Annotated in this window: 11 protein-coding genes; 2 read left to right on the forward strand and 9 right to left on the reverse strand. The window is 50.4% G+C overall.

Features of this window, described 5'->3' with window-relative positions; all coding sequences use genetic code 11:
- Nucleotides 1–308: 308 nt before the first annotated feature.
- The 3 genes from M3191_RS01655 to M3191_RS01665 all read right to left on the reverse strand — a co-directional run bounded on the left by M3191_RS01655 (nucleotide 309) and on the right by M3191_RS01665 (nucleotide 3,353).
- Nucleotides 309–1,220, reverse strand: coding sequence for a DMT family transporter (locus M3191_RS01655; protein WP_251697717.1), 912 nt, complete (start codon nucleotides 1,218–1,220; stop codon nucleotides 309–311).
- Between the two features lie 349 nt (nucleotides 1,221–1,569).
- Nucleotides 1,570–3,012 (reverse strand): sodium/pantothenate symporter, encoded by a 1,443-nt coding sequence (panF, locus tag M3191_RS01660; RefSeq protein WP_251697718.1) that lies wholly within the window; start codon nucleotides 3,010–3,012, stop codon nucleotides 1,570–1,572.
- Nucleotides 3,009–3,353, reverse strand: coding sequence for a YhdT family protein (locus tag M3191_RS01665; RefSeq protein ID WP_251697719.1), 345 nt, complete (start codon nucleotides 3,351–3,353; stop codon nucleotides 3,009–3,011). The genes panF and M3191_RS01665 overlap by 4 nt, the downstream gene beginning before the upstream one ends.
- A gap of 85 nt (nucleotides 3,354–3,438) precedes the next feature.
- Here M3191_RS01665 and M3191_RS01670 point away from each other — a divergent pair, with 85 nt between their 5' ends.
- Complete coding sequence (locus M3191_RS01670; RefSeq protein ID WP_251697720.1) at nucleotides 3,439–3,678, forward strand: hypothetical protein; 240 nt, start codon at nucleotides 3,439–3,441, stop codon at nucleotides 3,676–3,678.
- Between the two features lie 41 nt (nucleotides 3,679–3,719).
- Here M3191_RS01670 and M3191_RS01675 read toward each other — a convergent pair whose 3' ends face one another.
- Both M3191_RS01675 and M3191_RS01680 read right to left on the reverse strand, forming a co-directional pair.
- Nucleotides 3,720–4,691 (reverse strand): nuclease-related domain-containing protein, encoded by a 972-nt coding sequence (locus tag M3191_RS01675; RefSeq protein ID WP_251697721.1) that lies wholly within the window; start codon nucleotides 4,689–4,691, stop codon nucleotides 3,720–3,722.
- A 438-nt stretch (nucleotides 4,692–5,129) separates the two neighbouring features.
- Nucleotides 5,130–5,735, reverse strand: coding sequence for a 3'-5' exonuclease (locus M3191_RS01680; RefSeq protein ID WP_251697722.1), 606 nt, complete (start codon nucleotides 5,733–5,735; stop codon nucleotides 5,130–5,132).
- 226 nt (nucleotides 5,736–5,961) lie between these two features.
- Between M3191_RS01680 and M3191_RS01685 the strand changes: the two genes are divergently transcribed.
- Nucleotides 5,962–7,449 (forward strand): MDR family MFS transporter, encoded by a 1,488-nt coding sequence (locus tag M3191_RS01685; protein WP_251697723.1) that lies wholly within the window; start codon nucleotides 5,962–5,964, stop codon nucleotides 7,447–7,449.
- Between the two features lie 219 nt (nucleotides 7,450–7,668).
- Here M3191_RS01685 and M3191_RS01690 read toward each other — a convergent pair whose 3' ends face one another.
- From M3191_RS01690 to M3191_RS01705, 4 genes are all read right to left on the reverse strand, one after another.
- Nucleotides 7,669–11,580, reverse strand: a complete 3,912-nt coding sequence (locus M3191_RS01690) for a S8 family serine peptidase (protein ID WP_353056491.1) — start codon at nucleotides 11,578–11,580, stop codon at nucleotides 7,669–7,671.
- A gap of 857 nt (nucleotides 11,581–12,437) precedes the next feature.
- Nucleotides 12,438–13,577, reverse strand: coding sequence for a polysaccharide deacetylase family protein (locus M3191_RS01695; protein ID WP_251697724.1), 1,140 nt, complete (start codon nucleotides 13,575–13,577; stop codon nucleotides 12,438–12,440).
- Between the two features lie 118 nt (nucleotides 13,578–13,695).
- The gene (locus tag M3191_RS01700; protein WP_251697725.1) at nucleotides 13,696–14,970 is read right to left on the reverse strand and encodes an HlyD family efflux transporter periplasmic adaptor subunit; all 1,275 of its coding nucleotides are present in this window, start codon (nucleotides 14,968–14,970) and stop codon (nucleotides 13,696–13,698) included.
- A complete protein-coding gene (locus M3191_RS01705) occupies nucleotides 14,971–15,657 on the reverse strand; it encodes a hypothetical protein (protein WP_251697726.1) in 687 nt (228 codons plus the stop codon). It abuts the gene before it with no gap.
- Nucleotides 15,658–15,805 lie beyond the last annotated feature (148 nt).

Raw genomic sequence — 15,805 nt, forward strand, 5'->3', positions numbered from 1 at the left:
CTGGAAACCTCCTATTTTCAGTTAGGTTATCTACATTGCATTATATAGGCTTGTCTTGTTGGTTGGCAATGATGTGTTGGTCGCGGGAGTTTTGTGAGATCACCCTCCCCTTCTCGCGCTGAATGGTTTTAACAACTAAAGGGGTTGTTTTGGAGGCGTTATGCGTGAGTTTGAGAGTTTATGCGTTTCTGGGTGGATTTATGCGCGGATGCCGGCGGTTATGCGTGGAGTTTGGAATTTACGCGTATTTGGAGGAGTTTATGGACTTTTGGAAGTGTTTATGCGGAATTGAGTTGGTTGAGCCGTCGTTAGGACGGCTCGGGTTTGGTTTTGCGTTTCTTCCATAAGTCTTCTGCCGCGCCGGAGCCTAGGATGACGCCGATGATAATCAGGACGAAGCCGATCAGGTGGCGGCCGGTGATGATTTCTCCGAGGAAGAGCGCTGAGCCGACCAGGGAGAAGAGTGTGTTCAAGTTCATGAAGATGGCGGCTTTGGCGGGGCCTATTTGACCGACTGAATAGTTGTATAGCATATGCCCTACGGCCGTTGCGAAAATGGCGCTTGCGGCGAATACTACCCAGAAGCTTGGCGGGACGGTTGTGAATTTGACGAGTTCGCCGGGCTCTTGGATGAGGCTGATGACGAACAGGAATAGGCTTCCGACGGTTAGCATGTACGCGGTGAGAAGCCTTGGGTCCAGCGTCCTTGCTGCCTTAGCGATTACCAAAAAAGAAAGGACTTGTGCAAGGATGGCGAAGAAGATGAATGCGTCGCCGAGCTTGAGGCCGGTGAAGCTATCGCCGCCTGCGAGGACGACGGATCCGATGCCGATGAAGCCGACTGCTGCGCCGATCCATTGGATTCTGGTCGGGTAGTTGCGCAGGATGAGTGCTGTGCATATTGCTGTTAGCACTGGGCCGGTTCCAAGGATTAGGCTGGCGTTGGTGCCGGTTGTCCGGAAGAGGCCCATGTTGAGGAAGTAGTGGTGGAGGACGACGTTGAGTGCGGCTCCGCCGATTATGTATGTCCATTCTTTTTTTGTTGGGAGGCGGAGGATTTTGAGGGCTCCGAGGATGATGAATACGGTGATGCCTGCTGTTAGGACGCGGAGTGCGGTCATGGTGACGGGATGCATGAAGGTGAGCATGTATTTGAGCATGGGGAGGTTAGCGCCCCATAGGAGCATGGTGATGGTGAGGAATGTGTAGAGTTTCCACATGTTGGTTGCCCTTCTTTCTTGGTTTCGATAGATCCTAGTTTAGCATATGGGGTGTGGTTTATGCGTGAGTTTTTGGGACTAAGCGCGATTTGGGATCGCGGGGAATAATTTGAGCTTCCCTTCCCTGTTCGCGCCTAATGGTTTTGACAAATTAAAGGGTTAGATTCAAGGCGTTATGCGTGATTGTAGGAGTTTATGCGCGTTTGCCGGCGTTTATGCGCGTATAAGGAGATTTATGCGTGGGAATTCGATTTTATGCGTATGTGGGAGGATTTATGCGTGAGTTTTTCAGTTTATGCGTTTTTGGGATGGGAAAGCGGACTCTCGGTTATGGGAGTCCGCTTTTCATTCAGAATCTGAAGGCTTTTCGCTGGATGGCGAGGGAGCCGATGATGTAGGCGATCAGGGACAGGACGACGGGGATCGTGACTGTGTGGACGCCGAGCAGGTTGCCGTATGTCGTGTTGTAGAAGTGGATCGCGATGTAGCTGGCGATACCGGTGATCATGCTGAGTATTGCGCCGTATTTGTTGCCGTATTTCCAGTAGAGTCCGAGGACGATTGGCCAGATGAAGGCGGCTTCGAGTCCTCCGAAGGCGAATAGGTTCAGGAAGATGAGCAGGTCGGGCGGCTGGAGGGCGAGCAGGAAGACGATGATTCCCAGGATGCCGGTGACGCCGATGCTTATCTGTTTGACCCGCTTTTCAGTTGCTTCCGGTTTGATGAAGTTCAGGTAGACGTCTTTGACGATCGCTGAGCTGACGAGCAGCAACAGCGAGTCGACGGTCGACATGATGGCCGCCATTGGTGCCGCGAGGACGATGCCTGCGAGCCATGGGGGCAATACTTCAAGCGCGATTAACGGAATGACCTTATCCCCTACGTCGATGCCCGGCATGACGGGTCTTGCAAAGACGCCGATCAGGTGCATGTTGAGCATGATGAAGCCTGTTACGATTGTGCCGATGACGAGTGCCCGGTGCATGGCGCGGGAGCTTTTGTAGCTCATGGCGCGGACGGCCATTTGCGGTAGTCCGACGACGCCGACGCCGACGAGTATCCAAAAGGAGGATACGTATGCGGCTGTGAGGGTTCCGTCCGCCCCGAATGGCGTGACGAGTCTCGGGTTTTCATTCAATAGATCCTGCATGATTGCCGGGACTCCCCCGCCCGCGATGATGACGCCGATGAGCAGGATGAGTGTGCCGACGACCATGATTGCTCCTTGGACGGCGTCTGTCAGTGCGACGGCGCGGAATCCGCCGATCGTCACGTAGACGAGGACGGAAATCGCGAAGATGAAAAGTGCCGATGTGTACTGGAGCCCGGTCAGCGATTCGATGAGCCGTCCCCCGCCGACCCATTGCGCGGTCATGGCGGAGAATAGGAAGATGATGATGGCGATCGCTGAAAGGATCGCGACGGCTGGGCTGTTGTAGCGCGCCTTCAGGAAGTCGATCATCGTGACAGCGTTGTATTTTCGGGCTAGAATGGCGAATTTCTTCCCGAGGACGAGTAGGACGAAATAGCCGGTGACGACTTGGGTCATGGCGAGCAGAATCCATCCGAAGCCGACTGTGTAGGCGGTTCCGGGTCCCCCGAGGAAGCTCGATGCGCTGCCGTATGTGGCGACCATCGTCATGGCGAGGACGAAGCCGCCGAGTTCGCGTCCTCCTAGGAAGTATTCTTGGAGGAATCCGCCGGTTGAGCTCATCTGCTTGGATGCGATGAAGCCGATGGCGAAGATCGCAATCAGGAAGATGGCGAGCGGGATGATGACTTGGATGTTCATTTTGTCGGTGATTCCTCCTTTGGTGTTACATTAGGGTCCGCGTTCCGGTCCAGATTCGGATCAGCGTCGAGCGGGACTTCTTTCAGAACGTATTTCGTGATGATGATGACGATTACGGACATCAGGATGAAGCCGACGACGCAGCTGTAGAAGAACCAGTCGGGCAGGCCGAGGATGTATGTATATTCTTCGGGCGGGCGGGAGCCGAGTCCGTAGGCGAAGCCGTACCACCAGATGAAGTTGAAGATTGCGAGTGCGACGCCGATGAGTGCTTCTTTGTGCGCGATTTTGAATCGCGGGTCGGGCTTGTATGGTTCGGGCGGCGTTTGATTGACGGGCATTTTTGGGTGCTCCTTTCTATTTGGAGTTCGATTTAAGGCTTTGAGGTTGATTATACAGGAATTCCTTGTTTTAGGGAGGGGGTAATTGGAGATTGATAGATATTGGGAGTGCGGAAGCGAGCGGTTATGCGTGAGTTTCGGGATTTATGCGTGGATGGCGGCGTTTATGAGCGTATCGGCTTTGTTATGCGTGATTGCGGAAGGTTATGGGCTTTTGGAGACGTTTATGAGTTTGTGGGCGAATTTATGCGTGTTTGAGGGTGGCGCGGAGTTTCTTCTATTGAATAGAAAGTGTGAATCGCGCGGAATGGTTTTGGCAAATTAAGGAGTTTGATTGAAAAAGCGCTCCATGGTGGGAGCGCTTTTTTATGGAGTTGGTGATTTATCTTTCATTAGTACATAGTGTGCCGCTTTCCGTTCGCCGATGAGTTGGAGGCCGGATTTGCCGAGAAGGCCGCGGGCGACGTTGCGGTTGTTGAGCTGGGTGAAGTAGCGGAATTCACGGTTCGTCATTTGCGGTTTGATTAGCATGAACCAGTCTTGGACGGTTTGGTGGTGCTCCGTTTTTCCGGTGTGGCCGCATGATTGGCAGTTCCACTTTTCCCTCCCCCACTGCATGCCTGGCTGGTCGCAAGTTGGGCAGATGACGCCTGGTGCGATGTCAGCGGGGTTGATGTCGTATAGGTTGGCGAGCGGGAAGGGATTGTATTCTTTATGGTGTTCGAGTAAGGCGAGCGCCAGGTTATGGACTGCGTGTCCATCGAGAATATGTTCATTCACGGGCAGCGACCGGAAATGGGCGGGTGCTTCGTAGGTGAACATCGTTTTCATTTCAGGCGATGGGTGCTCGATGGCGAGTTCGTTGGTGTGTGCGAATGTGAGGATGCCGTCGATGGGGATTTGGATGCTGCGTTTGTCGAGCCAGTTTTTGAGCAGGTGGATTTTCCGGTCGATTTCGGTGTATGGATTGCGCATCGGTTTGCGGTCGCCGTTCTGGAATACGCGGATGAATTGGGTCGGGTTCGCTTTGATGACCGTTTTGTCTTTATGGTTTTTCACTTCGACGATGGTGATCGATGATGGCGTGATGAGCAGCGAGTCGATTTGGAAATAGGCGCCGTCGTGCTGCAGGTAGAGGTCGTGGAGGATGGCGTGCGGATAGTCCGGCGTGAATTCGATAATGTGGGCGTCGTATTCGAGTTCACCGTTGTAGCCCGCTTGACAGATGAGCAGGTTTTTTAAGACAGCGTGCTTTTTAGCGTGATTGTTCGGCAGGCGTTTGTCCAGGGATATGAGTGCTTTCAGTTCGTTTGGCATTGTCCGTTTTTTGTAGATCAATTTTTCATCACCTCATGTTTAGTTTAGCTTGCTTGTTGTGCGAATGGAATAGTTTGGATGAAGATTGCGTTTTGGGCCGTTTTTGGCGTTTAAAGATGGATTTCGGACTGATTTCAGCGTTTGAAAATGGGTTTTGCTAGTTTGGTTGATAGAGTTTATGCGTGGATGTGGGAGATTATGCGGGGATTTTTTGGGATATGCGTGTTGTGGGGAGTTTATGCGTGATTTTTGGGGGTTATGTGTTTTTGAAGAAGGATATGAGCTTTTCGGAGGGGTTCTGAGTGGTTGGCAGCATTTATGAGTTTCTGGGGGGATTTATGCGTGATTGAGTGATGAACGTGGGGATTTGCTTGTTGGGAAAGGCGGTTTTTTATCGCGCTGAATGCTTTTGACAAATAAGGGGGTTTATTTCATTAAGAAAACCGCCAGGCTCGGCGGTTATTGGGTGCAGTATTGGTAGATGGCGGCGGTGGCCAGGCAGTCGCCGATTGCGTCGTGGGCATCGTGTTCGAGTTGGAGGTGCTTGGCCAGGGTGCCGAGTTTGTGGTTCGGCGTTTCTGTTATGGCTTTGCGTGCCAGTTTGACGGTGTCGATGACGGTGTATTCGGGAATCTTGATGCCTTCGATGTTGTCGAGGGCGTAGAGGAAGCCCATGTCGAAGCTGGCGTTGTGGGCGATGATGGGCAGGTCGCCGATGAATTCGATGAGTTCGTCGATTTTGTGTTCGATTGTCGGGGCCCACTGGACCATTTCGTTCGTGATCCCGGTGAGCCGAGTGATCGTGATTGGAATGTGTCGCTCCGGATTGATGAATGTGTTGATGAATTCGATCTGCTCGTGATTGATGTATTTGAGGGCGCCGATCTGGATGATGCGGTCTGCGCCAGCTCGGAAGCCTGTCGTTTCGAAGTCGAGGACGATGTAATCTTTGACGTGTCTGGATGTTGTTTTATATTTTTTGACCCTTGAAGCGCGGCGGGCGCCCCAGTTTTGGATGTCCGTCTTGGTCTGCAGCAGCTGTGCGGCTTTACGATTCGGGCTCATCTTGGATGCACATCCTTTATTTTTCTCGTTTGTTTCATTTATATTACTATATTACACCTTATTCCGACTATTAAACTACTATTGCGTTTTTAATTCAATAATCCCCGAAAGGCATTGCAAGTTGCCTATTGGCATGTTATTATTGTCCTCTTATTTTGAAGCTTCTTTTCGACTACTTTCAAGGAAGAATGCTAATAATATTTAGGTAGACGAGAGGAGTTTTTTTATGCAGGACACTGTGCAACCGAAGAAATATGAGTATTTGGCGGATAATCCGAATGTAAAAGTCATTCCGATCATGCTTTCACTCATCATCGGTGCTTTTTTTGCGATTTTAAATGAAACATTATTGAATATCGCCCTTATTACGTTAATGGATGAATTTTCAATATCGTTGCCGACTGTGCAATGGATGGCGACGGGCTTCATGCTTGTGATGGCGATTGTCATTCCGGTTTCCGCGCTGCTATTGCAGTGGTTCACGACGCGGCAATTGTTTCTTGGCACGATGACGGTCTTTACGATCGGGACCATTGTCAGCGCCTCCGCCCCGACATTTTCTATTCTACTTGTCGGACGGTTGATCCAGGCGGTTGGAACCGGTTTGCTGATGCCGATCATTTTCAACGTTTTCTTATTGATTTACCCGCCGGAACGCCGCGGGAAGGTGATGGGATTGATTGGCCTAGTGATCATGTTTGCACCGGCGATCGGGCCGACACTTTCCGGAGTGATTGTTGAGTATTTCGGTTGGCGTTATTTATTTATCCTCGTAATTCCGTTTGCTTTGTTTTCGATTGCGTTTGGTTACAAGCATTTAATTAATGTAGGAGAAGTGACGAAGCCGAAGATTGACGTCATTTCATTGGTCTATTCGACGCTTGGCTTCGGAGGGATCGTTTACGGTTTTAGTTCCGTCGGAGAAAGTGTGGATGGATTTGCAAGTGCGAATGTGCTGTCCTCAATGATCGTCGGTGTTATTGGCGTTGTCCTTTTTGTGCTGCGTCAATTGAAGTTGGATGAGCCGGTCATGGATTTGCGGGTGTTCCGCTATCCGATGTATACGCATGCTGTCCTCATGTTTTTGATTATCATCATGGCGATGTTTGCGTCGGAGATCATTTTGCCGATCTATATGCAAGGACCTTTAGCTTTGACCGCCGCCACTGCAGGGCTGGTCCTGTTGCCGGGAAGCATCTTGAACGGGGCGATGTCGCCGTTCATGGGAGCTCTTTTTGATAAATTCGGGCCGCGTGTCTTGATGATTCCGGCAACGATTGTGTTGAGCGGAACGATGTTCATGATGAGCAGATTGACAGTCGACACGCCTGTTTGGGTCGTTGTCGTCGGGTATATATTGATCATGCTGACTGTTTCGGCGATCATGATGCCTGCGGAAACGAATGGATTGAACCAGCTGCCGAAGCGGTTGTATCCGCACGGAACTGCAGTCATGTCGACGTTGCAGCCGGTAGGTGGAGCGATTGGCGTTTCTGTTTTCATCAGCATTTTGAATGCTAGGCAGATGAAGGTTTTGGAAGGCTCCGCCACGCCTGAAGATCCAATGACAATCGATTTCGCGATGGTGGCAGGCGTTGAACTTGTTTATTTCATCGCTTTTTTGATGTCGATCGTCGCAGTTGTGTTGGCTTTCTTGGTTTATCGTGCGAAGCCTGAGGTGGAGGAAGAAATGCCGAGCGAGCAGGCAGAATAAGTAGATTTTATTTGGGACTGTCCGGAATGTTGATGTATCGACATTCTGCGGCAGTTTTTTCGTATTACTAGCGTTGTCTTTGGACGCGGGAGACGGGGTTTTGGACGCGCGGAGATTTTAGTTGAAGAATCTTTTCGTCGCGCTGAATGCTTTTGGCAAATTGAGGGGTTTTAAAATGTGAAACGAGCCTTTCCGAGATACGGAAAGGCTCGTTTGGGATTATTTGCTGGTGGCTACGAAGCTGCCGCCGCTGTTTGTTGAGAAGTTGACTTTGCCGTTTTTAACTTTTGCGTTTTTGTTAACTTCTGCAGATGTGTTTGCGTCGATCACACGGACTTGATTGCTGTTCGTGTTGACCGGCATGGCAACATCAATTGAATGACTGATGCTCGTCACTTGTTGTTTCGCTTCCCCAATTCCGTTCCATAACGTGATTGAGTAGATATCGGAAACTGCGTTTTCGACTGCTGAAGCGTCATTTCTTGCTACAGAAATTGTGACGTCGCCGCTCAAAGCCTTCAAAATATTTTTATGAAGCGTAAATACCGCACCGTCTTTCTGGATAGCGACTTCTCTCTTTTCCATTGCCTTCAAAACGGAAGCGTTGATTTCGATGTCTACTTCCCCTTGTATTGAAGACACATCCAGAACGATCGTACCGCTCGATTGTGCTAGCATTTCTTCCGTGACGACGAAGCTGTTGTCCGGCTCTGGTTGCGGCTCTTCGATGGCTGTGACTGTGACTGCCACAGTTGCCGTGAAGTCATCGTATGTCACTGTGATTTCAGTTATGCCTGCTGCAACTGCTGTGATGTTGCCGTTTTCGACTGTCGCTACGTTAGGGTCCGCAGAAGTGAATGTTGCGTCAGCCGTGACGTCTTTCTCTTCTGTCGTTCCGTCCGTTTTTGTCGTTGTTTCGGTTACTGTCAATTTCTCCGATGTGCCGACTTCAAGTGTTAGTGATTCGTGGTTGACGGAGTATGCAACTTCATCGTCCACTTGGTCGCCTGCGTTGTAGATGATCGCTTCGGCTTTATTGCCAGCTGCGTCTTCGTATTTCACTTTGACCGAGTTGTCTTTTTTGTTGAGTTTAGGAAGGTCGAAAGTGAATGTGCCGTCCTGCTCAAGGTTGACTGGGCCGGATGCGACGACTTCTTCACCTTTCAATACTTCGTAAGATGCTTTCAGTTTCGTATTAATGTCGTAGCCCATGCCGTACCAAACGAGTTCTTCTTGGTACTGGATGTATGCATCATCGATTTGGCCGGTAGCTGTTGCGCCTTCGACCGCTCCTTCGATTGTACCTGCTGTGGATTTGACGACGACCGGTCCTACGAAGTCACCGATGATGCCTGCTGTTGACAATGCCGTGAAATCAATCGTGTAAAGTCCGTCCGGAATCGTTGTTTGAGGAGCGGTGCCCCATGGTTTGTATTGTCCTTTGATTCCTAACGTGTATGAGCCTGCCCCTAGTGAAGTGCCAGCGTGCAGGTAGCCGATATATCCGTCTCCGTATGCGCCGCCTTCAGGATCCATGATGTCCCATAGCTCAATGTAGTTCGTTGTGACGTCGCCTGTAAGTGTGAAGGAGAGTGTCGCTTCGTCCTTGACGCCGTCACCGTTGAAACTTAGGTCTGTTTCAGAAATTCTCATGTCTTTTATTGCAGTTGCCGGTGCCCCGCCGAAGTCGGCTGCGAATGGCAATGATGCAGTTGTGCTTCCGCCTTCGATGTTGATGTAGCCGAGGATTTCATCGCCGGCTTTCGTGCTCGCTGCGGATGCTGTCAACGTTACGTTGAGCAATTGCTCCCCGGATAACGTGAATGTCGGCTTATCGATTGTGACAGTTGCGTCACCGAAGCCTTTCGTCACTTGCACGGAAGCGTTGTATGTGCCGCCGTTGCCGTTTACGTTTTTCACTAAAACTTGTTTCGTAACGGAGATATTTTTATCCAATTTTTGAGGACCGAATGTCACTGTCCCTTTTTTGTTTTCGACAACTTGTCCGTCATTGTTTGCGGTGTCGATTGCGTATGCAAGGATTTCAGGGTGCGCTGCAGCGTAAGCTTGTACGCGGCCTGCTCCTTGTGCGAATACGTCGTACTTGCCAGTGTCCAGGACCTTGGCTGTGTTGGACAGTGCGATTTTTACGTCGAAGGCGTCCCAATTTGGATTCGCTTGTTTCACTAGCGCCGCGATTCCAGCAATATGTGGTGTGGCCATGGAAGTACCCGTTTTACGCGTGAAAGCTTGCTCGTAATTGGCTTCCGGGAAGTCGGATTTGTACATTGGTATTGTGGACATGATGTTCGTGCCCGGTGCTGTGACGTCAGGTTTGATGTCGAAGTTCGGTGTGGACGGTCCGCGTGAGCTGGAGCTGTTCACTTCGTCGCCTGCTGTCATTGTTTTATTGAAGTTGCTGAATGAAATTGTGCCTGCTGCTTTTGCAAGTACTGCACGGATTGCTTCGCCGTCCGTCTGGGACATGTCGAATGTCGGGATGAATTCGAATGCGTCGCCAAGGAATGTGCCGGATGGGCCAGGTGCGCCTGTTCCGCCTGCGAAGTTGTGTACGATGATGGCGATTGCGCCGTTTGCTTTGGCGGCTGCGATTTTATCGACGAATGCGATTTCTCCGCGAGATACGAGTGCGACTTTGCCGTTGACGTCAAGTCCTTCGTAATCGGTTGGTTTTCCGACTCCAGGGACTGCGACGATACTGTATTCGCCGTCAAGTTGCGTGGCGAGGTTCGCACCGTATGTTGTGCCCATTAGATTGAGCTTTTTCGATAGGTTATAGCTGCCTGCGTTAATGTTGATGTCGCCAAAATGATTTGCTTCAGGGTTTGTCGTGTTTCCGACTGCGATGCCGAGGCGGGCTGTTGCTGGTGTGCCCATCGTTCCGCGGTTCGGACCGGAGTTGCCTGTTGCGACGACTGAGATTGTGCCTGCGAGCATTGCGTTGTTGATGGCGAATGATCCAGCGTCTGTTTCAGTGTTGGAGCCGCCGCCTAGTGATAGGTTGATGACGTCCATTCCTTCGATGACCGCTGTGTCGATCGCTTTGACAATGCCTGATGTGGCGCCGCTGCCGTAAGCGCCGAGTACGCGGTATGCATAAAGGTCGACTTTCGGTGCGATCCCTTTAATGCCGTATTCGTTGCTGCCAATTGCGGCGATTGTGCCCGCGACGTGTGTGCCGTGGGAAGTGTAGAATGCGCTGCCGTTCGAGTTGAATTCAGGTGTGCCTGCCGGACGTTCTACTGGCGACGTTTCGGATGCATCGTCGTCAGCACGCGGGCGTGTGTAGGTGCTGCTGTTCGGAATGAAGTTTTTGCCGCCTTTGTAGATGCCTTGGAAGTCCGGGTGGTCGGCGTCGATTCCTGTGTCGAGGACGGCGACTTTGATGCCTTGTCCTTCATAGCCTTCTGCCCAGAGTGCTTCGATTCCGAGGAAGCCGATGCTTGTGTCCATGGCAGGTCCGACTTGTCCATCTTTTGCTTTCTCTTCAAGCTTTGATTCGGATGGAGCTGGTTTTTTCAGGTCTTTTCCATTGTCCAAAGCGTGGACGATTGTGTCAGGTTCGACGAGTGTGACGCCGTTCACTTCAAGAAGTTTCGGAAGGTCGTCGGCTTTGACGGTTCCGGACATTCCGTTGAGGACGGTGTCATATGTGAAGCCTTCGTTGAATTGGATGCCTTTGATGACCATTTCTTTTTTCGCAGCGGCTTGCTGGTTGCGAACTTTTTGTTTCGTTTGTTTCGCTTCTGCGCTGGAGAATGATTTTCCTTTCAGTTTATGGAGTCCTTTTTGGAGTCCTACTGATTTTTCGGATAGGTGGATGATGACAGGTACTTGTTGGTTCCCTGTTACATTTTGAAGCTCTTCATGCAGTTTCGCTTCGCCCCCGATTAGGTTGAGCTGTTCGGCGATGGCGGCTTTTTGCTGCATGATGCTTTCATCTTGGAGGTTCTCTTTGAAAGCTTTGAGTGTTTGGGCTGTTTCAGCAGTTCCATTCTGATCGGCTGGATCCGTATTGGCGGATGCCGTGAATGGCGTGAACATGGAGAGCACGAGAATGAATGCCAAGAATGTGCTGAACAGCTTGGTGTAGTTAGGATTCTTCTTCAAAATACCTATTCCCCCTTAGTAGTTTGGTAGATTACTGCCATCACAGATTACCATAGTGAGATTTATTTGAAAATAGCAGTAACCATGGAGAATGGTGAAACTTCAGAAAAATCGTTCGAATGATATGGATGTTTCTGGATGCGGGTAGTACGGAAGATTTATGGGTTATGTTGGAAGCATGAGTATTTGGCTAAGTTGCTTGATTGGGTGTTTTCGTTCAGTTTTTTCCCATTTTACTGGCGACGGATTGGATCGTGCGATTCATTTATGCGGGTATGCAGCGGGTTATGCGTGAGTTTCTGGATTTATGCGTGTCTGGCGACGGTTATGCGTGATTACGACGGTTTATGCGTCGATATCGCGATTTATGCGTATTTGGAGCGATTTATGCGTGGTTCGCGGCGTTTATGCGTGATTGCTAGAGTGTTGCTTGTCGCGCTGAATGCTTTTGACTAATTACGGGTTTGATTCATGCGGGTATGCAGCGGGTTATGCGTGAGTTTCTGGATTTATGCGTATCTGGCAGCGTTTATGCGTGATTACGACGGGTTATGCGTCGATTTCGCGACTTATGCGTATCTGTAGCGATTTATGCGTAGTTCGCGGCGTTTATGCGTGATTGCTAGAGTGTTGCTTGTCGCGCTGAATGCTTTTGACCAATTAAAGGTTTGAGTTATGCTTGAGTTTCTGGATTTATGCGTGTCTGGCAGCGTTTATGCGTAATTACGACGGGTTATGCGTCGATTTTGCGACTTATGAGTATTTGTAGCGATTTATGCGTGGTTCGCGGTGTTTATGCGTGATTGCTAGAGTGTTGCTTGTCGCGCTGAATGCTTTTGACCAATTATGGGTTTGATTTAGAGCAGTGGGTCGCGTAGGAAGTTCTGGATGATGTGGTTGTCGGGTTCGTACGCCTTGAATTTGTAGCCTTCTTGTTGGAGCCATTCGATGATTCTTGGAAGGGCGATCGTTGTTTGGCTGCGGTCGTGCAGGAGGATGATGATGTCCTTGTCGCCGGATTTCACAGCTTTTGTGACGCCTTCCTGGACGTTTTTCACGATTTGGCCTGCTTGTTTATCCGTGTAGCGCCAGTCGTTGGAATCGACGTCCCAGTCCCATAGTTTAAATCCGCGGGCGATGAGGCTTTTTTGCATGCTTGGCGTGACGAGCGGTTTGCTGCCATACGGGACGCGCACGAGATTGGCTGACTTTCCTGTAAGCTGTTCGACGAGTTCGGCGCCGCCGGCCATTTCGGCAATGAATGACTCGGTCGAATTGTAGACGAGTGCCTTGTCGTGAGTCATGCTGTGCGAGCCGATGTAATGGCCGCTTTTCGATACGGTTTTGACGATGGATTCGTTCTGTTTCATTTGATTGCCGAGGAAGAAGAATGTGGCGGGCACTTTGTATTTTTCAAGCGTCGCGTTATTGATCAGAGTGGATTGATTCGGACCGTCATCGAACGTCAGGTAGACTGTCGCTTTTTTCGAAGCGTTCGATGTAGATACCGGCGGCTGTTTCGTGCCATGCGCCTTAATCACTTCTTTGAAAGCTTCATGGCTTATATGGTTGAATTCGTTGCGATAGATGCGGATTGTATGGTGTTCTTGAAAGTATTCGAATTGGAAACCTGTTTCACGGGCGATATATTTCACGCTAATGAAGAGCTGGCCGTCAATGGAGGCGATCGGCTTCCATGGCTGGTCCACTCCGTCCAAAGTCGTCGTTCCTGTTGAATGATCGAATATGAATTCTTTCCCTTGTTTTTGGATGATCGTTTTCCCATCTTTTGTTTCAACGGGCAAGTAAAGATAATTCGCGATGTCTTTGAGCGGCACTTTCGTGTCACCGTCGATGACGCGGATGTCCTCGATCGGCAGGATGCGGTCGTGCAGTCCGATGTACCGTTTCCCTTTTTCGGCCGCATTCGCCTTCCCCACTCCTGTGAATAAAATACAAATGATTGCAATCAAACTTATCCAAGTCCATTTCTTCATACGTTTTCCCCGTCTCCCCCCGAATTTTTCCGATTCATTCACTATATTGAAAGAGGGACAGGTATAGAAGTTGGAAAGCAAAAAACCGCCTCTTGGGCGGTTTTTTTCGTGTATGTGTTTATTCCATGAAACCGTATTTCACATAGTTCTTCCAGCCGAATGTTCTCCAGTCGCTTTTCGATGGGAGAACGAGCGGGAGAGGCAGGAACACGTTAGATAGGTTGTCTGTTCCTTCGATGCGGCGATTATAGATGGCGACATCGCCTGTCGCTAGACCTTCCGTGATGACGGCGCGGTTGTTCGTGATAAATGGAACCGTGACGACCGTGTTGACGGCGCGACCTTGTTCATCCAGCTTCCAGACGACGGCGCTGTCTTTCACGAAGGATTCAAGCCAATGGATTTTCACTGAAACGGCTTCCGCTTCATTCACGATTATTGATGCGTTCACGTTCGCGCCGAAAGGCAAGTTGTAAAGTTCCTCGGCCGGCATGATTGTAATTTCATAGAGATCGAGCGGGTTTTCCCGTTCTTTCGGATCGAGCCTATCGTACGCTTCGCGCCATCTGCTGTCAGTCGCAGGCACTTCGGAAACGGTATGGACGGTGCCTTCAATGACCGTCTCCAGATTATTTTCCTGGATGCGGACAGGATCGCCGGCTTCGATTTTCTGCCATTCGTCGAGCTGCACGTACGTCGTGACGAGCTTCCTATCGCTATAAATAGTAGCGGCGAGTGTGAAGCCGTGCTTGTCCACTTTGGAAACCGTTCCGTCCACCGGGCTGATGAGCGCGGGACGGGTGGCGTCCTGGTCGAGCTGCGTTTGGACGACGGTGAGTTCACGAGCGATTTCCGACAGTTCGCGCTCCGCTTCGGCGATAGCTTGGGCGAATGCGCCGTCCTGGTGGACATCGACTTGGACATCGACATTCAATTCGACGTCTTTGTTGCCGGGTGTTTCGGTCGTATTGACGTGGGACGAGTTAGTACGGGTGCTTCTCCGGTCTGATTCGAGGCTAGCAATTGTTGACTCGACTGCACTCCGTTGTTCAAGGAGCCCTTGCTCTTCCGCCTCCCATGCCGCGAGTTGGCTCTCTGCGCGTCCGGTCTGCAGCAACGCGATTTCATCCCCGACCTGAACTGGATTGCCTTCCTTGACGAGCCATGAATCGATTGTCTCCTCGTCGCCGACGTAGACGGTGTAGATGTTTTCAGGCGTGACGAGTCCTTCTTTCGGGAATTCCTCCTCATAGTGCGCGGGAGTCATGCGCTCGTATTTGTGGACATACAATGTTTTTGGAACTGTGCTTTTCTTCGAGAAGAGCACGTGGACGTTAACGGCGATGAAGAGGCTGACGATGATGGCGACGGTGATGCTTAATCGTTTATTCATCTAGAAGCCACCTCCGAATAGTGAGTTGAGGAGGGAATCGAACGGGATGTAGGCGACAGCCGCCGTGATAAGGGCCATTGCGACATGCAGGGCGATCAATATCCATAGATGCTCTTTCCATCTTCCGTCCGCAATGAATCCTCGGATGTATCGGTATTGCAATGTGATGATCAGCGCGCTTGTGACCGTCAATTGGTTCATGAAGAGGATCAGATACCAATTGTCCATGACTGTGACGGCGAGCGGGCCGAATGATAGGAATGATAGGCTAACTGTTTGGCCTTTCATTGCAAAGACGATGAAGAGGATCGCCTTTTCCATGAGCAGCACGCCTGCGATGAGCACTTGCAGCGGGACCAGCTGCCGGTATGGGATTTTCGTCAGTGTCGACAAAATCAATGCGACTCCGAAAATATGGAATGCTATGTATAGGATCGACCAAGCAAGCGTGCCCGCAAGTGATGCGTATCTTGCGATTATGTAGTCCGTCGTTGTCATTGTCGTCATCAATGACGTGAGTGCTTCCGTACCCATTCCCCATATTTCACGGAGTGCGAACAGGGCGATTCCGGCAAGGAAAACGATGAGAAGCCTTCTATTGAAGTGCCGCATCGTTCCCGTTTGCAGCTGGGAGGCGAGCTCATAAGGCCTCGTCAAAAAGTGCCAAAATCGGTAGTCGAAAAACAAGCGCGATCATCCTTTCTGCGGGAATATTTTTGGTGCTATATACATAACTGTATCAAATCTCGTGGATTATTCAATTTTTAGTAGGCATTTTTTGTATGAATGTTGGAGAATTTGACCAGACTAGTGGGAAGTTTATCCCCTTGAAATG

The sequence above is a fragment of the Sporosarcina luteola genome (assembly GCF_023715535.1).
GTDB classification, from domain to species: domain Bacteria; phylum Bacillota; class Bacilli; order Bacillales_A; family Planococcaceae; genus Sporosarcina; species Sporosarcina luteola_B.

What these genes read in the sequence shown, in the direction of transcription:
- M3191_RS01655 (WP_251697717.1), bottom strand. Translation starts at nt 1,220, where the DNA reads ATGTGGAAACTCTACACATTCCTCACCATCACCATGCTCCTATGGGGC.
- M3191_RS01665 (WP_251697719.1), bottom strand. Translation starts at nt 3,353, where the DNA reads ATGCCCGTCAATCAAACGCCGCCCGAACCATACAAGCCCGACCCGCGA.
- M3191_RS01685 (WP_251697723.1), top strand. Translation starts at nt 5,962, where the DNA reads ATGCAGGACACTGTGCAACCGAAGAAATATGAGTATTTGGCGGATAAT.
- M3191_RS01695 (WP_251697724.1), bottom strand. Translation starts at nt 13,577, where the DNA reads ATGAAGAAATGGACTTGGATAAGTTTGATTGCAATCATTTGTATTTTA.
- M3191_RS01680 (WP_251697722.1), bottom strand. Translation starts at nt 5,735, where the DNA reads ATGAGCCCGAATCGTAAAGCCGCACAGCTGCTGCAGACCAAGACGGAC.
- M3191_RS01700 (WP_251697725.1), bottom strand. Translation starts at nt 14,970, where the DNA reads ATGAATAAACGATTAAGCATCACCGTCGCCATCATCGTCAGCCTCTTC.
- panF (WP_251697718.1), bottom strand. Translation starts at nt 3,012, where the DNA reads ATGAACATCCAAGTCATCATCCCGCTCGCCATCTTCCTGATTGCGATC.